Raw genomic sequence first — 23119 nt, 5'->3', positions numbered from 1 at the left:
CTGCCATCCACACTATCGCCGGTTTCGAAGGGCTGTGTCCGGGCTCACACAAACAGTTGCAAAACGGCGTGAAAATGCGGTGAGCGGTATGTCACTGCCCCGGGGCGCGCCGCCACTCGGCTAGTCTGCCTCGCCGTCGTTGATTAGGCTGAGGGAAGGAAGCAACCGCCTTTGTACCGTAAATGCGGCCTACCGTTCCCGGCGGCCCGTCCACCGGTGCTGCGGTGGTGGTCGTGAATGGAGATCAGTATGAACAACCCCCCTGTTGAGAATGAGACCCGCGGCATGGCCGACGCTTCGCACGCCGACGGGCAGTCCACGGCCGCGGGAGGGCGGGCACGTCCCGGTACCGCCGATGCCGGGGGCCAGGAAGCACTGTTCGGCCCGTTCAGCCTGCGTGACACCGTAGTGGGCGGATCTGTCCTGGTGATGCTCGTGGGCAGCATCCTCCCGTTCTTTACCGTCAGCTCACTCAGGTTCGAAGAGGACTTCAACCTCTGGAACGGGTTCTCCCTGTTCTTCCTGGGTATCGGCATCCTGCTGCCGCTGGTTGTTGCCGGGCTTTTCGCCGGCCGCCGGCTTGCTCCGGGCACAAAGCCCCGGGTCGGTTCGCTGTCCCTGGACCAATTCGCCTCCGTGGTTGCTGTTTTGGCGCTCGCGTTCTTCTTTATCCAGACCGTTACCGATTTCGCCGTCGGTCCGCTGATCGCCCTCATCGGCTCCCTGGGCCTGGTGGCCGCGACCACACTCGCCCCGCACCTGCCGTTCTTCGCCAAGGAGTTCGAAGGCCGTCCCGAGCGCACCGCGGCCCCCATGGCACGTGAAGCGCTGCCGCTTCGCGCCCGCCCGGCACGGCCCAAGGCTGAAGCCCCCGCAGCACGCCGGTTCACCAACCCCATCCGCCGCAGCGACGCCGGAACCGGCCAGGCCGGTGCAGCGCACCAAGCCGAAGCCCAGCAGGGACCTGCTGTTGCCGCCGGAGGAGGGGTTGTCGCAGGTGCCGCCGCTGGCGCTTCCGCAGCGGCGCCGCAGACCGCACGCCCCGCCGACAACGTTCAGGCCGCCCAGGATGCGCACCCGGCCGCCCAGGCTCCAACCCCGGAAAGCAGCCGGCAGGAACCCCTGGCCGCCACCACGGTGAACCCGGTGGTTCGCGAGAGCGAAAACCCCGCCGCTGAAAATCCCGCTGCCGGAGCTGCCGCGGACGAGCCCGCTGAGCCCATCACCGCTACCCGCGACGAGTCCGAAGCCGTGGTGGAAGCGTTCTGGTTCGCTGTAGGAACCCCCCGCCAGATTGTTGACGAACGCACAGGACTGCCCCTGTTCATGTTCCACCCCGGTGACTGGGAACTGGGACTGGAAGACCGCGGCGATGAATTCCTTGTCCAGGACAAGCGCACCGGCCGCATCGGCGTACTGCGCGACCTGAGCAACATCGAGCGTGTCGACGCCGAACAGTAACCAGCGGTTCTTTCCGGCCCTGCGGTGCACCCCGCAGGGCCGGAAACCGGGCCAGCTCCCGGTCACCTAGCCCGGCAGCGGCCCGCAACCGGCATTTCAACCGTCAGCAGAAGGACAACAGGCATTGGCAAAGGCAACCGGCAGCGATCCGTCCCTCCTTGCACTGAAGCGGAGGGCACGGCGGATCAACCGGCTGCTAGGCGAGGTTTACCCCTACGCGGTGGCCGAACTGGACTTCAGCAACGCGTTTGAGCTGCTGGTTGCCACGGTGCTTTCCGCGCAGACCACGGACATCAGGGTCAACGCGGTCACCCCTGTCCTGTTTGGCCGGTACCCGGACGCGCGGGCCATGGCGGAAGCGGACGAGGCGGACCTGCAGGAGATTATCCGGCCCACCGGCTTCTTCCGCGCCAAGGCTGCCAGCGTCAAGGCACTGTCCACCAAGCTGGTGGACGAGTTTGACGGCAAAGTGCCGGACCGGCTGGAGGATCTGGTCACCCTGCCCGGTGTGGGCCGCAAGACTGCCAACGTGGTGCTGGGCAACGCCTTCGGCATTCCCGGCATCACGGTGGACACCCACTTTGGCCGCCTGGCGCGGCGTTTCGGCTGGACGATGTCGAAGGACCCGGTGAAGGTAGAGGAGGACGTGGCAGCCCTGTTCGAACCGAAGGACTGGACGCCGTTGTCCAACCGGGTGGTCTTCCACGGCCGGCGGGTATGCCATTCCAAGAAACCCGCCTGTGGTGCCTGCGCCGTCGCACAGCTCTGCCCTTCCTACGGGGAGGGCGAGACAGACCCGGACAAGGCCCGCAAACTGCTGAAGTACGAATTGGCGCCCGGACGCGAGGAACTGCATGCCCGCATGATGGCGGCCGAGACCCGTGCCCAGCTGCGGGCCGCCGGCTTCGGGCTTGAAGCATGAGTGCACGCGCTGACCTCGAGGCGCTGGCCGCTGCGGTAGCCGCCGGGAAAACGTCCTTCAACGCGGACATGGAGCTGCTGCAACGCAGTGTGGACCCTGCCACGGCACGCCCGGCTGCCGTGCTGATCCTTTTCGGGGTCCTCGATGACAGGCCTGCGGACTTCTCCGCCGACGCCGTTCCGGACGATTTGGACGTACTGCTGATTGAGCGGGCGGCTACACTCAGCGACCATCCGGGGCAGGTGGCTTTCCCGGGCGGCTCCGTGGACGCCGCCGACGCCACCGCGGTGGATGCCGCGCTGCGCGAAGCGGAGGAAGAAACCGGGCTCGATCCGGCAGGCGTCCGCGTACTCGGCGAGCTCCCTGCCATCGGGTTGCCGGTCAGCAACTTCCTGGTCAGCCCCGTCCTGGGCTGGTGGGACAAACCCACCCCGGTGGATGTGGTGGACTACGGGGAGTCGGCGTCGGTTTTCCGGGTACCTGTCGCTGACCTGCTGAATCCGGACAACCGGCGCATGGCCGTCCTCCCGGGCCGCAAGGGTGCGCCCCGCACTCCCGCGTTCCTGGTCGGCGGAGTGCTGGTCTGGGGATTCACCGGCATCATCCTCTCCAGCGTGCTGGACGAATTGGGATGGACGCAGCCGTGGGACGAAACCCGTGAGGTTGTTCCGGCGCTCTGATGCACCGCCGATGACACGGTGCCGACCCGAAACGGCCGAAGGCCCGTTGAGCGGTATAGAGTATCCGTTGCGCCGCCCATGTTGCGGTGTGCCCGGACACACAGCTCCCTCCGCCCCCAGGGGCAGCAGCGGATAGTGCACGGGGTGTCTTCGTTGCGGCTTGTGGGCGCGGAACAAGTGCCGGCGGCGTGTTTGTGGGGGGAACAACTGGTGGCCAATGTCAGTCTGCTGGCAGTAGGGGTGGTTCCGGCTGCCCGCCACTGGTCAGGCGGGGTGCGTCCGGTAGAGCCGACGCCGGGCCGGTTTCGTACCGACATCCAGGCGCTGCGGGCCGTGGCGGTTGGCCTGGTGGTGGCAAACCACCTCTGGCCGGCCGCACTTCCGGGCGGGTTTGTGGGCGTGGATGTCTTTTTTGTCATTTCCGGATTCCTTATTTCCTCCCATCTGTTCCGGGAAATCCAAGCGTCGGGAAGAGTCCGCCTCGCTGCCTTCTACTCGCGGCGGGCACGCAGGCTCTTTCCAGCAGCATTCCTGGTCCTCGGAGCCGCAATGCTTCTGGCGGTGCTGTTCCTGCCCTATCCCCGGTGGGGTGCCACCGCCAAGGAGGTGCTGGCAAGCGTCTTCTATGCAGAGAACTGGCTGCTCGCGGCCAAAAGCGTCGACTACTCCGCCATGACGGAATCCGCATCCGCCGTGCAGCATTACTGGTCGCTCTCCGTGGAAGAGCAGTTCTACCTGTTCTGGCCGCTTGCACTGGTTCTCGTTGCCGCCGTTTCCCGCCGGGTGAGGTCGGCTCCGGACCGGATGCTGCTGGCGGTTGTTGTGCTTGCAGCAGCGGTGTCTTTTGCCGGAAGCATCTATATGACGCAGACCCGGCCGGAGCAGGCGTATTTCGTCACTCCCGTACGGGTCTGGGAGTTTGCGGCCGGCGCCGTGGTTGCCCTCGCCGGAGTCCGCGGGATGGGGCGGCCGGCGCGCAACGTCCTGGCCGTGACCGGTTTCGCCATGATCATTGCCAGCGCGCTGACCAACGGCCCCGAAACTGCCTTCCCCGGTTGGACCGCCGTAGTGCCGGTGGCAGGAACCGCGTTGGTGATTGTGGCGGGAACCGGTGCCGGGCGCCTGCAGCACAGCCGGGTCACGGCGCTCCCCCCGGTGCAGTTCCTTGGCAAAATCTCCTATTCCCTCTATCTCTGGCACTGGCCGCTCATTGTTGCCGCTCCCTTTGTCTTGGGAGAAGTGCCAACCGGCCCCCACAAGCTTGCGATCCTGGTTCTCTCCCTGCTGCTCGCCTGGGCAACGAAGCAGTGGGTGGAGGACCGGTGGATCGTCCGTCGAGGCGGCCGGCGTCAGCTGGTGAAGGGAAACGGGTTCCGCCGTCCGGTGGCCGGTATGGCGGTGGTCGCAGCGGTTGCCTGTCTTGTGGCCGGGGCCGGACAGCTAAAGGAAAGCCAGGCCATCGAATTGGCGGCAGCCGGTGCTGCCGGGCCTTGCTACGGTACGGCCGCCGTCGGCAACCGCGACTGCGGAGATCCATTCGCCATCCCGGTGGCCGTTCCGGATATGAGCGATGACAACGGATACTGGCACGTGCCGGAACGGTGCGGGAAGGTCCCGGACCGTCTCCTGGAAGGGGGCGGGCCATCGTCCTGCGACTTCTCGGACGGGGATCCGGACGCCGAGACGGTGTGGATCGCGGGTGACTCCCATGCCCAGCACTGGATCGCAACGGTCCTGGCCCTCGCCGAAGAACGGGGGTGGAACGCCAAATGGACCACTCTCGGCGGGTGCCCTCTTCTCGACGGGGTCCCTCTGGTGTCCTTCAACGGGGGCATCCTCGACCAGATCGACAGGGACAAATGCGCCCGCTGGTCCCGGCTCACTGTCGATGCCATCGAAGCGGATCGGCCCGCAAAGGTTTTTGTGAGCATGTACGCCGAACAGGAGTTCATTGACGACGGAACGGGACGAGGACAGGACGACCAGTTCGAAGACGGACTCATGCGGGTCTGGCAGCGGTGGACTGATGCCGGGACAACGGTGTTTCCGATCATTGATCCGCCGCTGAACGCTTCGGTCCGTGATGGCGACTGCATTGTCCGGCATGCCGCCACGCCGGCGGATTGCGCCGTCCCGAGGGAGGAAGCAATGGCGATGAACCCGGTTTCCCGTGCTGCTGAGCGAATGGACAGTGACATGATCCGCCTGTTGGACTTCACCGACTACTTCTGCGATCTGCACGACTGTTATGCAGCCGTGGGCGGGGTGGCCGTGTACTACGATGCAACCCATCTCAACTCGACCTTTGCCCGGACCATGGCCCCGGCACTTGGAAAAGAGCTGGACTAGGTCCGGAAAGCGGTGCCGGCAGCTGGCCTGCGGTGAAGTGAATGCCGGCCGGGCCGCTATTTGGCGTCAGCGTAGGAACCGACGGCGGTGACCAGCACGGGGAATTCCAGCGGAATGGAACCGAAGAGCAGCCGGGTGGCGGCAGCCGCGGCGTCGGACACCAGTGCGGTGACCTCATCGACGCGGGGAACCGGCACATGCAGCATCACTTCATCGTGCAGGAAAAAGACCAGGTCGCCGGCCGGGGCCTGGGCCGAAGCTGCACGCAGCCGGCGCCGGATCTCCGCTAACCAGCACAAGGCCCATTCCGCCGCCGTGGCCTGGACCACGAAGTTGCGGGTGAACCGGCCCTGGGAACGGGCGAGCGAGTCAGCGCGGCGCTGTTCTTCGGCGTTGGTACTCTGCTGGGCGCGCAGCCAGCGGTCGGAAACCGGCGGCGAACTCCGGCCCAAATGGCTGCTGACCGTCCGCCCCGCTTCACCGGCGCGAGCACCGCGTTCAACCACCTCGATGGCGCGCGGGTAGGAGCGGGTCAGCGCCGGCATCAACCGTCCGGCTTCGCCCGAGGTGGCCCCGTACATGGCGCCGAGCATCGCCATCTTCGCCTGTGCCCGGTCCCCGTTGAAGTTCTGGTCGGCAATGCCCTGATACAGGTCCTTGCCGCGGGCTGCTGCCGCCAGGGCGGAATCCTGCCCGAGCGCCGCCAGCACCCGCGGTTCCAGCTGGGCAGCGTCTGCCACTACCAGCCGGTGCCCGGGGTCCGGACGGACCGCATCGCGGACCGTCTTGGGAATCTGCAGGGCACCGCCGCCGCGGGAAGCCCAGCGGCCGGAGACGACACCGCCCACCACGTACTCGGGCCGGAACCGGCCATCCCGAACCCAGTTATCCAGCCAGGTCCAGCCGTTGGCGGTGAGGAGACGGGACAGTTTTTTGTACTCCAGCAGCGGTTCGATCGCCGGATGATGATGCTGCTCCAATTCCCAGGAACGCGTGCTGCGTACTTCTATGCCGGCCCGGTGCAGGGCCCTTAGCAGCTCCTGGGGCGAATCGGGGTTGAAACCGGGGTTGCCCAGCAGCCGGCGCAGCTCTGCCGCGAGTTGTTCAAGACGTTCCGGCCGTGCTCCTTCCCGCGGCCGCGGACCGAGCACATCTTGGAGCATCGCTTCGTGGATGTCCCGCCGCCACGGTATCCCCGAGCTTTCCATCTCCACTGCGATCATTCCGCCGGTGGACTCTGCCGCGGCCAGCAGGTTCAGCCTGGCCGGGGACGAGGACCGCGCGACTGCGTCCAACTGGTCGGCCAATTCCGCCGCCAGTTCGCCGGCAGTGCTGTGGGCGCTCCCGGCCGCGGCGCCGTCGGGAGCTTCGAGCGTGTCGAAGATGGAGGTCTGGTCCGGCGAGGCCTGTACGGGCAACAGCTGCCGCGGTACGGGATCCTCATCCGGCGCCTGTGTCCGGAGCTTCTCCGTGTAAGGGGTTGCCGGTACGGATTCGGCATAACGGAGGATGCCGCGTACGAGGGCCAGGTCATGGCACCGTTCCACCGTGATTCCGGCCGCCAGCATCCGGCCATAGACGCCTCGGGCCGATTCCCAGACCCAGCGCACCGGTGCCGAGCCGCGGTGTGCCTGGTCGAAGTGCCGCACCGCGGCGGGCAGGTCCGCGAACGGCACAACGACGGCGGGAGCCGCGGGAACGCCGGCGTCGTCGGTTTCCTGCAGCGTCCAGGAGCCGGCCGGCCCATCCGCCCAGTCGACACCGGTGCCGGGCGCGAGGACGATGTACATGCCTCTATTCTCACCCGGATCGGTGCAGCACCGGTCCGCCGTGTCCGGGCGGAGCCCCGAAGGCTAGTCTTACCGGATGGGCGAACCACGGATCGATGGACCGGATTTAATGCTCCGGGAACTCAGCGGTGGAACCACTCCGGCGCAGGCCCTCGGGTTTTTTGATTCCCTGCCGCCGGTGCGGGTTCAGGAGCTTACGGGGTCCTGGCAGGGAGCGGAGGTGCCGACGTCGCACCCCCTCGACGGCGTCCTGACCCGGCTCGGCTGGTACGGCAAGCAGTTCGACGGGCCTGACGACGCCCACCCTCTGCTGTTTGCCGGCGGCGACGGCGGGCCGTTCGACGTCAACCCCTGGTTCGTGCCGCTGGGCACGGTGCTGCGGCTGGGGCCCCTGCTGCGCCAGCCGGCGGCGGGCCGCGCACTCCGCCCCCTCCTGCAGCTGGTCCGGACGCGGAAACCACGGGCCCGCCTGCGGATGGTGGAGTACCGCGGCGTACTTTCCGCGGCCATGGTTTACGACTCGCAGCCCATCATCGATTCGTTCCGGCGAGTCAGTGGGAACACACTCCTGGGCGCCATGGACTACCGCGGCCCGCAGGGCCCCTTTATGTTCACCCTTCGAAGAAGCGGCTAGCCGCTCCGGGCCGGCTGATGCCGTGCGGCGGCATCGGGCGCATGTCCGATAGGGCAGACTGGACTGTCACCTTATACGCAGGACGGAATCCCTTGATCACTCTTCAGCAGGACAATGACGGCTTCATTCGGATGGACCGGCACTTTCCGCGCTCCGCGGCCATCCGCATCATCTTCAACGACGGTTCCGCCGAGATCTGCACAGGCGCCCGGGTGAACGAGGCCTACGACGACGCCGTGGCCGTTTTCCGGGAGAAGAACCACCTCGATGCCAAGGGCTTTTCCCGCGTCCGGAAACTGCCGGCCAACTCCAAGATCAATGCTGTGCCGGTTTCACCCGGGATGGGCCAGCAGGAACCTCAGTAGAAACCTCAGAAAGCGCCTCCGGTGACGGGTCCGGGAGCGGCTCCGGGGACGGCGCCGTCGGGCTGGCGGCGCGGAGGTGCCCGGTGATCAGCTGCAGCAGTTCCGGCACCGCGGCGGCATGGAAGTAATGCCCCATGCCGGGCATGGTCACGTGGCGTGCACCCGGGATCGCCGCCGCCGTGGCCAGGCCACCGCTGGGATGCACAATAGGGTCCCGGTCGCCGTGGATCACCAGTGTGGGCACCCCGATTCCGGCCAGGTCGGCGGTGCGGTCCTGCGAGGCGTGGATTGCGCCCAGTTGCCGGGCCCGGGCGTGCCCGCTGTCCGGGTAGGCACCCCGCTCCCATGCCAGGGCGGCCAGCGGGCCCTCGACGGCGGGATCGGCCGGATTGGCCCGGCCGGACAGGTGCCGCATCATTCCCACCTGGGCGCGGACGAACTCCTCCCGGGTGCGGGGTGGGCGCTGTGCGAACCGGACCTTGGTGGACAGCGCCGCGGCACCGACCTTGGGTGCGCCCGTGGTCGAAATCAGGGAGGTCAGGGTCAGGGTCCGCGCCGGATGGCGGGCCGCGAAAGACTGGGCAATCATCCCGCCCAGTGACATCCCCGTCACGTGTGCCCGGGCCACCTGGAGGTGGTCCAGCAGCCCGGCGACGTCGTCGGCCATGTCCTCGATCCGGTAGGCGCCGGGCATGGGCCGGGCGAGCGCCTGATGCAGCAGGGTCGGCACAGGGGTGTCCATTCGGGTGGAACGTCCGGCATCCCGGTTATCCAGGCGGATCACCCGGTAGCCAGACGCTGCCAGCCCGTCCACGAGCGCCGCGGGCCAGGCGGTCAGGTCCAGCCCGAGACCGGAAACCAGGACTACCGGCTCACCATCCTCCGGGCCGTCCACGCGGAAGCACAGGCGCACCCCGGAGGCGAGGGTGGCAAAACGGTCCGCACCCGGACCGGCTTCGGCGCCCGGGCGTTCCGGACCCGTAAAACACAGGTGTTCGTCCGCCAAGACGCCGTTCTGCAGGTCCCGGCGGTCCGCCAGGAAGTTCATGGTCATCAGCCACGGTGCCTGCGTGCCCTGACGCGGCAGGGACGCCAGGCTGCGCTGGACATAGCCGGCCCCGAAATCCAGGAGCGGGCGCGTTTGGAGCGCTTCCGGCGCCACCGGAACCGCCGCGGTGTAACCGTGCCGGTCCATGGACGTCAGCAGACGGGAGAACCACTGGGTCAGCAACCCCACCTTCAGGGTCCAGGCCGCATTGGTGTAACCGATGGCGAAGGCCATGTTGGGGATGCCGCTGAGCATCACTCCGCGGTAGGCCACATGCTCGGGCAGGTGCACTGGGGCACCGTCCAGGCGCAGTTCCATGCCGCCCAGAACCTGGATGGTGAACCCGGTGGCGGTCACGACGACGTCGGCCTCCACCTCTTCGCCCCATGCCAGCCGGAGTCCGTGTTCCGTGAATCCGGTGAGCTGCCCGGTCACCAGCGCAGCGTGGCCGCCGCGCAGGGCGGCGAAGAAGTCGCCGTCCGGCACTGCGCAAAGCCGCTGGTCCCAGGGTTGGTAGGGCGGGTTCAGGTGGGTGTCCAGATCGAACCCCGGCGGCACTACCCGGGACTGGATTTTGCGGATGGCCTTCCGGGCCAGGTTTGGCCAGCGCTGGCAGAACGCCCAAATAGCCCGTTGCCGGCGGGCACTGATCTCGGCCATGATCCGGCCGGTGCGCTCAGGGCCAACGACGCCGCGCAGCCGGCGGGCAATGGGGTCCTCCGCCGGTATGGGCAGGATGTAGGTGGGGGTCCGTTGGACCATGGTGACCTCTGCTCCGAGCGTGGCCAGCGCCGGTACAAGCGTGACCGCGGTGGCGCCGCTGCCGATCACGGCGATCCGCTTTCCGGCCGGGTCCAGGTCCTCCGGCCAGTGCTGCGGATGCACAATCCGGCCGCGGTAATCTTCGCTGCCGGGAAGGTCCGGCGTGTATCCCTTGTCGTAGCGGTAATAGCCGGCGGCATTGAAGATCCAGCGGGCGCTCAGGTGCAGGAGTTCCCCGGTCCCCACCGGTTCGGGCCGGGTGCCGTCGGGACCTGGTTCCGGTGTCCGCATCATCTCCACCGTCACGTTCCACCGTGCATCGGCGCTGGACCAGTCCGCCGCTACCACCCGCTGGTGGTAGCGGATCAGGGTGTCGACGCCGTATTCGGCCGCTGTCTCTTTGAGGTAGCTCAGGATGCTCGGCCCGTCGGCTATGGCTTTCTCATCCCGCCAGGGGCGGAAGTCGTAGCCAAAGGTATACAGGTCCGAGTCGGACCGGATCCCCGGGTAGCGGAACAGGTCCCAGGTCCCGCCGGCCCGGCTCCGGGATTCGAGCAGGGCCACGGAGCGGCCGGGATGGTCATGGCGAAGGCGGCAGGCCGCGCCGATGCCGCTGAGGCCGGCACCGATGATCAGCACGTCCAGGTGTTCCGGGCCGGATGGATAGTGCGTGGAGTTTTCGGGTGCCATGGTGATCCGTTTCCTTGTCCGCGGGGTCCTCTGCCTGCGCCGACCCTACCGCCGCCGGCGGACATTTCGTGCAGGATTCCGGGTAGGGATTTCCTACACGGGAGGTTCGGGATCGTATTGGATTCCGCGCCGAACCTGTTTGGCCCGTTCTTCTCCGGCCAGCCGGCGGACCAGGTGCAGGGCCATGTCAATGCCGGCGCTGACCCCGGCACTGGTGACCACGTCGCCGTCGTCCACCCAGCGGTCCTCGGACCGGATTTCGATGCTGGAATCCCATGCCGCGAGCCGGTCCAGTGCATCCCAGTAGGTCGTTGCCGGGCGGCCGGAAAGCAGGCCGGCAGCGGCGTAAACCAGGCTTCCGGTACATACACTGGCCATCAGGGGGACATCGGCCCGCAGGGCGCGCATCCAATCCAAGTGCTCCGGATCCGCTGCCAGCGCCCGGGTGCCGTGTCCGCCGGGGTGCAGGAACACCTCAAAGTGCGGGGCTTCAGCCGCGGAGAGCTGCGGCGTCAGAAGCATGCCCTTGACCGCAGCGACCGGGGTACCGTCGGCGGACAGCAGGACGACGTCGTATCCGTCTTCGGGGAAGACCTGGGTCCAGTAGGCCAGGACTTCCCACGGACCGACGGCGTCGAGTTCTTCCACGCCGTCAAAGAGCAGTATGCCGATGTGCTTCATGCCGGTCATCCTGCCAGTGCCGCCGGTGAAAGCAGGGAACGACACAGCGCCGGGGCAGGTTCCGGCGGCCTGCGGCGGTTCCCGGAACCGGAACCTGGTCCCTCTCTTCCTCCACATCCGGAACCGGGACCGGGTCTGGCTGCCCGGCCGGTGCCTCGCCCCCGGGCAGGAACCGGGACTGGCACGGTGGGTGCCATGGAAAAGGATCACGGCTTGGCTCAGGACTTCTCAGGGGCGGGCATCTCAGAGGCGGGCATCTCAGCACCGGACTTCCCAACGGCGGACTTCCCAACGGCGGAGGCCGCAACGGCGGAGGCCGCAACGGGACGGAGCAGGCTGAGGCCGGCATCTGCCGGGAGGCGGGGCAGGCGGCTGCGCGGAGCCATTGCCCGGGAACGCGGTCCGGTGGTGCTGGTGTCCGGGGACCAGGAACTGCAGGACGAGGTGGCCCGCTTGGCTGCGGCGGCCGGGGTGGAGATCACCACGGCCGGCAGTGTCCCGGCTGCCGTGGCCCTGCAGCCGGATGCGGTGCTCGTGGGATCCGACTACCTGCGGAATTCCGGAAACAGCTCCGGTGCCGGATTCGGTGCAGCCTTCCCCTCCGGAGCAGGGAAAGCGGAAATTATTGTGGTCGGACTGGCAGCGGATACCCAGGTCTGGGAGGCCGCCGCCGGGAGCGCCGCGGCACGCGTTGCGATCCTGCCTGCCGCAGCAGCCTGGCTTGCCGGCTATTTGGGCCGGGGCAGGGCAGGCCCCGGCGGTCTGGTCGTAGGGGTGTTGGGTGGCTGCGGCGGTGCAGGGGCGTCCACCACGTCCTGCTGGATCAGCTCCGCGGCTGCGGAAGCCGGCGAATCGGTCCTTCTGATCGATGGAGACCACTGGGGAGCCGGATTGGAGTGGGGATTGGGGACCGCTGAGGCGGAGGGCATCCGCTGGCCGGACCTTGCAGGGCTGAGCGGGACCCTCAACCCCGTCCAGCTGGCTGCCGGGCTGCCTGCGGTGGCAGGGTTTTCGCTGCTCGCCCGCGGCAACGGCGAACCGTCCAGGGACGGCGGCGTTGTCCTGGCCGTTATGGATGCGGCCCGTCGGGGATACGGCGTAACCGTGTTGGACCTGGGCCGCTCCACGGGCCTGGAATTCCTGCTTCCCTTCTGTGACCAGGTGTTGCTGGTGGTTCCTGGACGCGCCGGCGGCATCCTCGCGGCGCGGTCGCTGCAGCCGGATTTGGCCGGGACGCCGGTGCAGGTGGTGGTGCGCGGACCGCTCGCGGACGGGTGGGACGAACAGCGGGTAGCCGAAGCCACAGGGTACCCATTGGCCGGTTACCTGCCGTTCCAGCGGGGCATGGAGCAGGCCGCGGAGAATGGGCGCATCCTGGCCGGCCCGGCCCGGCGCAGGATCGCCGTGGCGTCGCGGCGGATCCTCGCGGAAACCTTGATGGCCGGGAGGGCCGCGTGAGTCCCGGGAGTAGCGGAGGCCGCTCTGCTGCCTTTCCGGGCAGGGCGTTCCCAGGTGCTGCATTCCCCGGCACAGCGGTCCCGGTGGGTCCGGATCCGTTGCTCAGCCGCGTGCGGGACCGGATCCTGGCGCATCCGGAACCGGTCACCGGGGCACGGCTGGCGGAGGCGGTCCAAGCCAGCGGCCGGCTGCTGGGATCGGAGGGAACCCTGCAGGCTGTGGACCGGGTCCGCGCCGAGCTCCAAGGCCTTGGGCCGCTGCAGCCCCTGGCTATGCTGCCGGACGTCAGTGACATCCTGGTCAACGGCCCGGACCGGGTGTGGGTGGACGCCGGACACGGGCTGGAGCTGACCGGGGTTCGCTTTGCCGCAGACTCCGATGTGCTGGCACTCGCCACCCGACTGGTTGCCGCGGGGGGACGGAGACTGGACGCCTCGTGCCCCTGCGTTGACGTCCAATTGCAGGGTTACCGGGTTCACGCGGTACTTCAGCCTGTCTCCACGGGGTCAACCCTGCTCTCCATCCGGATCCACCGTAACCGCGCCTTCACGCTGGCTGAGCTGGGCCGCGGCGGCACCATGGACGGCCGGTGTGAAGCGGTGCTTCGGGAAATTGTGCGGCGCCGGTTGAACTTCCTTGTCAGTGGGGCCACCGGTTCCGGCAAGACCACCCTGCTCTCCACGCTGCTGGCCCTCAGCGGAGCACAGGAACGGCTGGTGCTCGTGGAAGACGCCGCGGAGCTGGCTCCGCTGCACCCTCACGTGGTTGGCCTGCAGAGCAGACACGGCAACGTGGAAGGCAGCGGGGTGCTGGAGCAGGCGGAACTGGTCCGCCAGGCCCTGCGCATGCGGCCGGACCGGCTGGTGGTGGGCGAATGCCGGGGCGCGGAAGTCCGGGAGCTGCTGGCCGCCCTCAACACCGGCCACGACGGGGCGGGCGGAACCATCCATGCCAATTCGGCTGCGGATGTGCCTGCCCGGCTGGCCGCCCTCGGTGCTCTGGCCAGCATGACGCCGGAGGCGGTAGCCCTGCAGGCAGCCGCGGCCCTGGACGTCATCATCCACCTGAAACGGGAAACCGGTCTCCGCGTGGTGTCCGAGGTAGCGGTACTGGCGCTGGAGGACGGTGTGCTGAAGGCTGTTCCGGCGCTTGTCCGCGCAGGCGGGGAATACCGGCAGGACAAAGCGTGGGAGCAGTTGCAGCAGCGGCTGGCGGACCGCTTGGCCGGCGGTGCCTGCTGATGCCCGGAGCGCGCCGGACCCGGCATCCGGAAGTGCGGCCGTGACCGGACTGACCCTTGCCGTGCTGCTGTCCGGGGCCGCCTTCCTCGTATGGGGCAGGTGGCCGGAGCCGGTCCGGGAGGTTCTTGAAGGCAAGCCTCTTCACGGTTCGGCCGTGCGGTTGCAGCGCGCCCGGACGGCGGACCCGGACCCGGATGCTCCGGCACTGCTTGTCCGTGAGCTTGCAGGACTGTTATCAGCGGGACGGTCCGCGCAGCGTGTATGGGCTGACGCTGCCTCCTTGTACACCGCGAAAAACGCGGCCGGCGGCCGGATACATCCTTTCCTGCCGGTGCTCCAGGCCGCCGGGGCAGCAGCAGCCCTCGGTTTGAGTCCGGTTGCCGTCTTCGCTGACGCTGCTGTGCGGGACAGCGGACGGCGCAGCGCGGGACCGTGGCCGGCCGGACGGAAAGCCGGCACTGCGGACCGGCCGCCGGCAGGCGGCCGGCTGGACAGGGCCGGGCAGGTCGGGTTGCTATGGGCCGGCCTGGCCACCTGCGTTCGGGTGTCCGAACGCAGCGGTGCCCCGCTGGCCGCCGTCCTGATGCGCTACGCAGGGCAGTTGGACGATTCCCGGGATGCTGCCGCGGACCGGGCAGCGGCGTTGGCCGGACCGCGGGCTACGGTCCGGTTGCTGACCTGGTTGCCGGCCGGCGGGATGGGACTTGGTTATCTGTTGGGCGGCAATCCGCTGCAGATACTGGCGGGGACGCCGCTTGGATGGGTCGCGGCGGGTTCTGGCTGTGGTTTGTGGCTGGCCGGGTACTTATGGTCGGGCTGGATAGTGCGAAGGGCGGCCGACCCGGCGGAACCGGCGGACCAGCGATGAACGGACTGGCAGTGTTCGTCCTTCTGGCCGCTGCCGCAGTCCTGCTCCTGGCGCCCGGAAGGGGCTTGCCGGGCATCGGCCCAGGCCCGAGTGCCGCCCAGCCGAACACGGAGGCGGGTGTCAGTGATCCGGCCCTAATGCTGGATTTGGTGGCGGCGATGCTCAAAGCCGGACAACCGTTGTCCTCCGCCCTGGCGATAGTCGCCGAAGGTGTGGACGCTTCCACCGCACGGTGCCTTGGCCGCCTGCTGGGTGCCTCCAGCCTCGGGGCTCCGTGGGAGACCGCATGGCAGCTTGCCTGCAGCGAGGAGGCAGGACCAGCCGGAACCGGGACGGAACCGGTATCGGCGGCCTTCCTTGCCCTCGGGCCCGCACTGCGCTTCACCGCGACAACGGGGGCACCGTCGGCGGCCGTCATCCATTCCCACGCTGATGCCATGCGCCGCCGGCGCCGGGCGGAAAGCAAACGGCGTGCCGCCACACTCGGGGTCCGGCTGGTCGTGCCGTTGGGCCTGTGTTCCCTGCCCGCCTTCGTCGCCCTGACCGTGGTGCCGCTCCTGCTGTCCCTGGTCCCGGGGTGGCAATAACCGTCCTTCCTCGAACGCTGCTTTCCTTCCTCCACAGCAGGCAATCGGGGAGCCGTTGTCCTTGTGCGGGACGCGGGCTCCGGCGGCGCACGACGCCGGAAGGCAGGATCGAAGTTCCACGGAACTCCAAGCAGGAGGAACGCACCATGACACTGAATCCGCCGGTCGCACCGCCGAAACCGCTGGCCGCACCGCTGATCCCGCCCGCTATGCACCGCTTGCCCCAAGCCCCGCACCGTTTGCCGCTGCCCGCATCACGGTTGCCAGTGTCCGGACCGCTGCGGCAAGAACGGTTGGCCCCGGATGCTGCGGGCCGGGCAGGAGCGAACGTGCGCCCGGCGCCCGGTGCACGCTCCGGCTCCCGCTGCAGCAATCCGGAGTCCGACGGACGCCACGGCGTGTACCTTCTGTCCACCCCGCCGGCAGCTCCCAGCCGCCCGCTTTCGCTTATGAAGCCCGCTGATGCTCCGGCCGCTCCGAATCCGTCGCCTCATCCGTCTCTTTCGTCTGGTTCGGCTGTTCCCGCGTGGACGGACCGGGAGGCGGGGATGGCCACCGCGGAATATGCCATTGCCACCCTCGCCGCTATGGTCGGACTAATGCATACTCGCGCGGGTATCGAACCACTCCCGTACTTTCTGACCATGATGTTCAGGAACTACGGTGTCCAGGTTAGTGAAAACAATCGACCAGGGCTCCGCCCAAGTGACCTTACCGGCATCGTTTTTCAGGTAACGCACCCGCGGGAAGCGAAAGAGCCGGAGCCTCATTCCCGTAGCTGGATGCCTGGGAGATCCATGGGGCTCTTTCCAACCCCAACCTGCTGAAGCGCGACTTCATAGGAGAGGCTTTCAATGAGGGCGAAGAATGGTTCAGAGACTTGATTCGCTTCCGTCCTTCAAGGGTCCGATATGCTCGCACTAAATCGGTGTATGCGAAGCTTGAGTTGGAAGCGAGACAGAATATGGCGTTGTGGTCTTGGGGGAACAACGAAGCCCTCTTGGAGAGCCCAGAGGTCTCCACAAGTAATCACCAGTTTATGCCCGGCGAAACCTACTATTCGGGTCCACAAGAGATTCCAAATCTGCCGGAACTAGATTCGGTTATCGTCTATTCAGATAGTGACACGAAGTCACCGTCTGTTTACGCCATCACACCCGACGGCAACCTTTTCGTGTGGGGTATTAACCTCGCAGGGAGGTTGGGGGATGGGAGTGGTTCGTTCGTACGATCCCGGCCCCTCCGCTTGAGCACAATCAGCGACGTTAAAGCAGTATGTGGAGGTTTCACAAGCACATACGCGCTCAAAGCGGACGGTCAAGTGTGGGCATGGGGCACTTTCCGGGAAGCACGGGAATGGCCCATCATTCCTGATTATGCGACACCTAAACCAGTTACAGGTCTTGACGGAATAATTTCCATAACTAAGCCAGTGGAAGGACTAGGTTCCCGGCTGGCTGCACTGTACGCAATCCGTGCGAATGGGTCGGTACTAGCCTGGCGCCCCACTGGTGACGACCCGCTTGGAGACGGTGAGGTAAAGCAGGTCACGTTCCCAAAGGCAGCAAAGATCCGATCCATTGTGGGGGGTGATGATTCGGCATTTGCCATCTGCTTCGACGGGACTGTCTGGGGATGGGGCAAGAATGACTGTGGACAGCTAGGAGACGGATCAACCTCGGACCGTGAAGATCCAGTTCAGGTTGGCGGGCTTAGTAATGTTTCGACCGTCGCGGTGGGGTGGGGTAGGACATTTGCGGTGTGCGAGGACGGATCAGTCTGGGCGTGGGGCGCAAATTCGGATAGCCCCGGGTTTTTCGGTAGCGGCCACCAAATCACCGGCCTCTTGGGGATCGGCGACGCAGCCGACCAATCCAGATGTGTACGCGTTGAGGGACTGCCCGCAATCCAGGAAATAGTCGTAGCGGGTCGGTCGGTCTTGGCACTGGCCAGGAACGGCGATGTCTGGGCTTGGGGCGACAACTCAGAGGGGACTTTAGGTATCGGAACGACAGCCAACCAGTCGAAGCCCGTCCAGGTCATTGGGCTCACAGACGTGAAAGCCCTGATATCAGACTACAGTTCGCTTTATGCCCTGAAGCAAGACGGCACGGTCTGGGCATGGGGTGGAAACTGGCAAGGAAAGCTAGGGGACGGAACGGACACGAGTCGTTTTAGTCCCGTCCAGGTTTCGGGACTCGTCGGGGTTAGATCGCTTAGTGTTGCTGGCTCTGCCGTACTGGCGCTGGTGCCGGATGTTCCCGAAATCGGGACGGCGTCGTTCAACGGGTTCAAGCATCAGGAACCGAACAAACCCATAGCCGACCTTGCGCAAGCAGCCGCGGCCGGAAACGAAAATGCGGTTCGACGAATACTGGAAACAGGCACAGACCCTGGTGTCATAGGCATGGATGGGGACACAGCGCTAGTGCACGCAGCACGAAGCGGACACATAAATGTAGTTCAAGTCCTGCTGAATTCGGGTGCAGACGCAAACCAACGGGGTCGACACGAGTCCCCCCTCATAGCCGCAACCTTAACCGGCTATGCGGACGTAGTCCGTGTACTCGTCACTAACGGCGCACTCGCAGATGGGCGCTTCGAAGGCAGAACTGCACTCATGATGGCGGCCCAGCAAGGGGACCAAGTTCTGGTGAGGGCGCTCATTGACTGTGGAGCGGAAATCGATGCTAGCGATGAGGAAAACCACACGTCGCTGTACATGGCGGCGGAGGTTGGCCAGCTCCATGTAGTTGAGCTGCTGTTGCAACTTGGTGCATCGCCAGACGGGGTGGGGACAATCAATGAAAGTCCTCTCAGGATCGCGGCTGAAACACTCAATAACGCGGTCGCGCTTACCTTGCTTCGTGCCGGGGCCGATTCAGCTGCGATGTATAGGAACGGCCGTGCAATCTCCTTCTATAACCAAGACAATGGACACGCATTCGCCGCGCCGGACTGGACTGTCGGACAACTGCTGCGACGCACTGATCTTTTCGTTGCTGATACGTCAACTGTTCCGCCCTCGTACTGGGATGGGTCGCAACTGATCAACGGTAAGACGCCTCTGATGTTCTGGGCCGCGAACGGAATCGTGGATGAGGTCCAGTCACTGTTAAATGCCGGAGCCGATCCGAACGCTACAGATGACGACGGGGACGATGCGCAGAGTTACGCCATGGGTCCGCAAAATACGGAAATTCTCGAGATGTTGCTCGAATATGGTGCGGATCCGAATGCGCGCAGCACTCTCTTGGGACAGCCATCTACCATCCTCCATGTTGCGGCCGCGAGCGGGTGGTGTGAGGGAGTCGAGGCTCTAGTTGCTAATGGCGCGCGGGTAGACGAGCGGGCAATGGGGGGCGTAACGCCCCTCATGCTGGCTTCTGGCGCCGGTCACGAAAATTGTCTTGCCGCACTCTATCGCCTCGGTGCTGACCTCCACGCAGTAGATCAGGATGGAGACTCAGCACTTTTTTATGCCCGATCGCGGGGACGAACGAGCACTGCCGAGTTATTACATCGATACCGCTCGGAATCGACGTACTCCAACCCTTCTTCTCCACCAGAAACTCAGAGGAAAGACAACCCGGCAGCCGCAGCTTCGGCCGTTCCGCCAACCTTGGGTACCGTGGCAGAGCCCAGAAGCGCAGTGGAAGTCATGCGTTCCAACCAGAGCGGAGTCTTTGATCCGTTGCTCATTCGCGTTTTCTGGAACGGAGCCGAGATTGGCGCCCTCAGGAAGGGGGAACGACTGCGCTTCGCAATCCAGGGAAATGGAGAGGCACGCTTTCGCTCTGCATTCCGATCTTCGAAACTGGCTGTGAAAGCCGCTGACGGTGTCACCTTCATCTTACTGTCCGGGGGCCGCGTACATTACAGCTCATCGGAGTAACAGACCAGAAGTCGTTTCGCCGGTCATGAGCTTGCTGGGACTCGTCTGACCCGCCCACGTAATCCGAGCTTCAAGTTGCCTAAGTTCTGCGGGTTCGGGATAAGCGAGAACAGCAGCTCTCGCACGTCGCCGCTGCCGAGCACCGCAACAAGCAGGGCGGCGAGCCATACGGCTGCCGCGGTGGAGCATAAAAAGCGTATTCATGACCACGGCCGGTACACGGTGTGGGCCATGCTGCCGTGCCGCCGACAAGTCTGCCATTCTGGCGATTCGGTGTTCACTCTATGAGCTGGCCCACCCTTGGGAAGCCGATTGCGTTCCCCAGTCACCGGCGCAATCCGGTCATTCCGGACTTAGGACCCGTGGACATGCCCGGAACTCCCGGCTATGCTGATCTCGGGCAGTCTGGTCTGCCCATCTCCGAGTCTGAGTCCCCACGCGACGAAGACGCTGAGGACAACGGTTGCCGATCCAGTGGAAACTCCCTTTTGGTCCGAGATCTCTCTCATGTCAAAGGGCTTGTACGCGTGGGTTGCAACGCCCAGAACAGAGATTGAGATGACGTCCAACAACCATTCCCAGAACCGCGCCCTGCAGCAGGACGCCCGCGCTTGGTCAGAATTCACGGGAATCAATTACACAGCCGCCCTGCGGCAGATGCAGAAGCCTCTTGCCCAGGGGATCCTTGGCGAGCGGGTCAGTGCCCGGCAGCTGATCGCAACCCTCGAAGACCACCCCCTGATTGGTGGAACCGGGGACGACTTCGTCCTCGGTGAAAGCGGGTTCTACGCGGATAACAGCTGGAGCTTTGACGGGGAGAACGACTACATTGAGCTGGCCCTGATCACTGAGGCCCTGCGTATGTTCAGTCCCCTGGCGAAGACGGAGACACCGGAAGTCGGAAGCTACACCCTCAAGCACACCGTGGAAGCTCTCCTGACCGATACGCCGGCAGCATACGTGTCCAACGGCCGGCTGATCTGGGCTGCAGCGGCCCTTGGCCTGCCCATCGCCGAATACGACGGCGGCAGCAGCCTGAACCTTTTGATCGGTGTCCCGGACAACGAACACGATTATCTGTTCAAGATGGTGCGCTCGGGACAGACCCGGCCGCAGGGCCACCACTTCCGCCCGCCAGGCTACGAGCACCTCCAGGCTGCCCTTGCCCGGTGCGCAGCCGGAGAACCCGCCGGTGACCCCTGGGTCCGGCCGGCGCCTGTAGTCGAAGAACCTGCTACGTTCCACGCGTGGCTGCTCGCCCAGGCTGACCGGGACGAGCCGATCGGTGATTTCGCCACCGACTATGCCGAGGGAATCCGTACCAGCGCACACCGCATCGCACAGACCCCCGACGAGCTTGTGCTCCTGCTCAACGAGCTGACGCACTCCCCCGAAGCGTATGACGCGGCGCGGGCAGCCATTGGGGAGTGGCTCGGCACGATGGAGCCGTCCCCTGGTATCCGCACGATGAGAATCAGCAGCCACCGCGAGGACGTTGGGGGCTACGGGGCCGGCAGCGGCGACATGGAACGCCTTGAGTACCGGTGCCCCTGCGGCTATGGACGAATCGTCGAGGAACACGACAACATCCCGGGATTCCGCGAGCACAGTCACCGGATCGACTGCGGCCAGTGCCGCGAAGAATGGCGCTTCCTGGAAGGACGCTCTGTGCGCGACTGGGCCTTGGAACCGGTGCTCTAGGTACCCGGACAGAACAGCACCAGCGTCAGCGCCCCGCCAGGATCATCCCGGCGGGGCGCTTTTCTGTCGACGGGGAGCATCTCATGCAAGACAGCTGATCGCACTGAGCACGATGCCGGGTTTGACCAGTAGTGCGCACCGTCATCGGTGTCAGTGTCGGTGATCAGGTATACGCCCACGACACGTACGTTCGTTCCAGGACAAAGCGGTCAAATCGGTCGGAGCCGGGGAATGTGCCGACTGGGGGTCGGGGATCTCCATGACCAGGTAGGCGGCCGTGGGACCGTTAAAGCGCGATGACAGCTGCTCACCTGTTCGGAAAGCACCAGGTCGAACGTCCGCCGAAGGCTACCCTTCGAGATCCCGTCTGGGTTCTGCACTACGCCCCACAGCCGGGCCCGGTCACCGCCGTCACGGATGAACATGACCGAGATGTGCGGCGGGATGACGGGGAAGGTCAGCGGATTCACTGACTGCCGGATCGTGCAGACGCTTCGCAGGATTGGTTCAAGCGTCATCGTCATGACCTAGACCCTACCGGTTGAGAAATCCTGAAAGGACGGCCTCTCACCATCAGCTGGGAGGGCAGGAGAGAAAGCGGAGAGCACCGAATCGGTTACTTACTCTCCGCATTTGCCCGCAGAACTCGGGCGAAGTTGCCCGGAGGGAGAGCAGGAGAGCAATACAAGGAAGGCTCTACCATCAAATGTTGTGTGCGGAGCCGTCTGACACCGTTCCCGCGACGCACGCACACGCACTTGTTCCTGCCGGGGGTCGTGCGGGCTTGCCCTCCTGCTCTCCTCGGTGCATCATCCGGGACACTCTGCCAGGAAAAAGCAGGGAGAACGACGTGGAGAGCACCAACTGTTGCTCTCCATCGGACGAATGGACGAGCAGCACGTCCCACCAAGGCAACAGGACCGACCGGCGGCAACACCTTTGCGTTACTCGCCGCGCGCTGCCTCGAGTTCCTCAATGCGACGACGCGTCGCGGAGATCGAGTCCGCCGCTTGCTGAGCTTCCTCCTCAACCTTGCTCAGCTTCCATTGATACAAGCTGAGGTCACGCCGTAGTTCGTCGATTTCGTAATCGATGGCATCCCTGTCTCGCAGCAAAGATGTGAGCGGCACTTGGAGCGCGTCAGCGATAGCGACGGCCTCATCGAGCCGGATAGCCCGTTCGTGCTTCTCCGCCCGGGCAATAGCGCTGGGATCAATACTGCGTCCGATCATGTCGGTGATGCGCGCAGCAAGCGCTGCCTGTGACAGCCCCGCCCGCTGCCGCTCCTCGTTGAGCCTCCGGGCGAATATCTCTGTTGCGGCCGTCATGGCAGCTGTCCTTTCTTGTTGTGACTACTACACGATCTATAGGTAAATATTGCGATAATCACATCATATCGCTATCCTTGAGATACGACAGGTCGCAATAACGCTACAGTCCACACACGAATCTTCTTGGGTGGCGGTGACCTCCGACTCCCGGAACGACGGACGCATGGGACCCCACTGAGAGGTCCTAAATGTCTACTTCGACCGTATGCCTCCCGCAGACTCTGCGTCTGTCCAGCGGAGACGACCCGCTTCTCGCCCTTCGCGCTGCCCACGAGCGAGGCTGGCCGAAACCGCACACACTTCGAAAGTACGTCCATGCTGGCCGCCTTCCCGCTGTCCGGATCGGAAAGCAGTTCATGGTCAGGGAATCTGATCTCGAGCGGCTGATGACGCCAGTGGACGTCGCCGCCTCAAGCCCTCGAATCCAGGGGTCTTCCACGCACGACCTTACCGATCTAGCCGCCCTTGCGGCTCATATGGTCGCGTCTTGGCCACGCCTGAGTGAACAGCGCAAGGCCGAGCTGAGCAGGCTCCTTGCCTCCGGCTGAAACAAAACAAGAGCCCCGCCGAAGCGGAGCTCTTGCAGACAATTCTTAGACGATCCGGCCCAGCAGCAGTTCGCACCTGCTCCAGGCCCCGGAGGAAACAAGGTCCTC

General features: G+C 65.6%; 17 protein-coding genes. 13 read left to right on the top strand and 4 right to left on the bottom strand.

Features of this window, described 5'->3' with window-relative positions; genetic code table 11:
* The first annotated feature begins 249 nt into the window (after positions 1 to 249).
* The 4 genes from LJ754_RS03275 to LJ754_RS03260 all read left to right on the top strand — a co-directional run bounded on the left by LJ754_RS03275 (position 250) and on the right by LJ754_RS03260 (position 5412).
* Positions 250 to 1461, top strand: a complete 1212-nt coding sequence (locus LJ754_RS03275) for a hypothetical protein (RefSeq protein WP_227925377.1) — start codon at positions 250 to 252, stop codon at positions 1459 to 1461.
* Between the two features lie 124 nt (positions 1462 to 1585).
* The gene (nth, locus tag LJ754_RS03270) at positions 1586 to 2383 is read left to right on the top strand and encodes an endonuclease III (protein WP_227925376.1); all 798 of its coding nucleotides are present in this window, start codon (positions 1586 to 1588) and stop codon (positions 2381 to 2383) included.
* Positions 2380 to 3063, top strand: a complete 684-nt coding sequence (locus tag LJ754_RS03265) for an NUDIX hydrolase (RefSeq protein ID WP_227925371.1) — start codon at positions 2380 to 2382, stop codon at positions 3061 to 3063. The genes nth and LJ754_RS03265 overlap by 4 nt, the downstream gene beginning before the upstream one ends.
* Positions 3064 to 3273: 210 nt before the next feature.
* On the top strand, positions 3274 to 5412 hold the full coding sequence (locus tag LJ754_RS03260) for an acyltransferase family protein (RefSeq protein WP_227925369.1): 2139 nt from the start codon (positions 3274 to 3276) through the stop codon (positions 5410 to 5412).
* A gap of 56 nt (positions 5413 to 5468) precedes the next feature.
* Here the strand turns inward: LJ754_RS03260 and LJ754_RS03255 are convergent, their stop codons facing one another.
* Entirely contained in the window at positions 5469 to 7202 is a 1734-nt protein-coding gene (locus tag LJ754_RS03255) for a bifunctional 3'-5' exonuclease/DNA polymerase (RefSeq protein ID WP_227925367.1), read from the bottom strand.
* Between the two features lie 76 nt (positions 7203 to 7278).
* Between LJ754_RS03255 and LJ754_RS03250 the strand changes: the two genes are divergently transcribed.
* A complete protein-coding gene (locus tag LJ754_RS03250; protein ID WP_227925365.1) occupies positions 7279 to 7836 on the top strand; it encodes a DUF4334 domain-containing protein in 558 nt (185 codons plus the stop codon).
* A 92-nt stretch (positions 7837 to 7928) separates the two neighbouring features.
* Positions 7929 to 8201, top strand: coding sequence for a hypothetical protein (locus LJ754_RS03245; protein ID WP_227912608.1), 273 nt, complete (start codon positions 7929 to 7931; stop codon positions 8199 to 8201).
* Here LJ754_RS03245 and LJ754_RS03240 read toward each other — a convergent pair.
* Together LJ754_RS03240 and LJ754_RS03235 are read right to left on the bottom strand one after the other, a co-directional pair.
* Positions 8152 to 10701 (bottom strand): alpha/beta fold hydrolase, encoded by a 2550-nt coding sequence (locus LJ754_RS03240; protein WP_227925364.1) that lies wholly within the window; start codon positions 10699 to 10701, stop codon positions 8152 to 8154. The two genes, LJ754_RS03245 and LJ754_RS03240, sit on opposite strands and share 50 nt — an antisense overlap.
* 93 nt (positions 10702 to 10794) lie before the next feature.
* Positions 10795 to 11382 carry a DJ-1/PfpI family protein gene (locus tag LJ754_RS03235; protein ID WP_331461500.1) on the bottom strand — a complete coding sequence of 196 codons (588 nt, stop codon included), beginning with the start codon at positions 11380 to 11382 and terminating at the stop codon, positions 10795 to 10797.
* Positions 11383 to 11577: 195 nt separating this feature from the next.
* Between LJ754_RS03235 and ssd the strand changes: the two genes are divergently transcribed.
* The 6 genes from ssd (at position 11578) to LJ754_RS03205 (ending at position 21132) form a co-directional block, all read left to right on the top strand.
* A complete protein-coding gene (ssd, locus tag LJ754_RS03230; protein ID WP_227925361.1) occupies positions 11578 to 12840 on the top strand; it encodes a septum site-determining protein Ssd in 1263 nt (420 codons plus the stop codon).
* A gap of 83 nt (positions 12841 to 12923) precedes the next feature.
* The gene (locus LJ754_RS03225; protein WP_227925359.1) at positions 12924 to 14081 is read left to right on the top strand and encodes a TadA family conjugal transfer-associated ATPase; all 1158 of its coding nucleotides are present in this window, start codon (positions 12924 to 12926) and stop codon (positions 14079 to 14081) included.
* A 40-nt stretch (positions 14082 to 14121) separates the two neighbouring features.
* Positions 14122 to 14949, top strand: coding sequence for a hypothetical protein (locus LJ754_RS03220; RefSeq protein WP_227925357.1), 828 nt, complete (start codon positions 14122 to 14124; stop codon positions 14947 to 14949).
* A complete protein-coding gene (locus LJ754_RS03215) occupies positions 14946 to 15536 on the top strand; it encodes a type II secretion system F family protein (RefSeq protein ID WP_227925355.1) in 591 nt (196 codons plus the stop codon). The genes LJ754_RS03220 and LJ754_RS03215 overlap by 4 nt, the downstream gene beginning before the upstream one ends.
* A 964-nt stretch (positions 15537 to 16500) precedes the next feature.
* Positions 16501 to 19431 (top strand): ankyrin repeat domain-containing protein, encoded by a 2931-nt coding sequence (locus LJ754_RS16825; RefSeq protein ID WP_331461503.1) that lies wholly within the window; start codon positions 16501 to 16503, stop codon positions 19429 to 19431.
* A gap of 558 nt (positions 19432 to 19989) precedes the next feature.
* Positions 19990 to 21132 (top strand): hypothetical protein, encoded by a 1143-nt coding sequence (locus LJ754_RS03205; protein WP_227925353.1) that lies wholly within the window; start codon positions 19990 to 19992, stop codon positions 21130 to 21132.
* 944 nt (positions 21133 to 22076) lie between these two features.
* Here the strand turns inward: LJ754_RS03205 and LJ754_RS03200 are convergent.
* Entirely contained in the window at positions 22077 to 22460 is a 384-nt protein-coding gene (locus LJ754_RS03200; protein ID WP_227925351.1) for a helix-turn-helix domain-containing protein, read from the bottom strand.
* A gap of 191 nt (positions 22461 to 22651) precedes the next feature.
* Between LJ754_RS03200 and LJ754_RS17025 the strand changes: the two genes are divergently transcribed.
* Positions 22652 to 23011 carry a helix-turn-helix domain-containing protein gene (locus tag LJ754_RS17025; protein WP_227925350.1) on the top strand — a complete coding sequence of 120 codons (360 nt, stop codon included), beginning with the start codon at positions 22652 to 22654 and terminating at the stop codon, positions 23009 to 23011.
* The last annotated feature ends 108 nt before the right edge of the window (positions 23012 to 23119 follow it).

The sequence above is a fragment of the Arthrobacter sp. zg-Y40 genome, from assembly GCF_020731535.1.
Classification (GTDB): domain Bacteria; phylum Actinomycetota; class Actinomycetes; order Actinomycetales; family Micrococcaceae; genus Arthrobacter_B.
The sequence above is the reverse complement of the archived record's forward strand: the minus strand, read 5'-3'. Positions and strand labels throughout refer to the sequence as shown.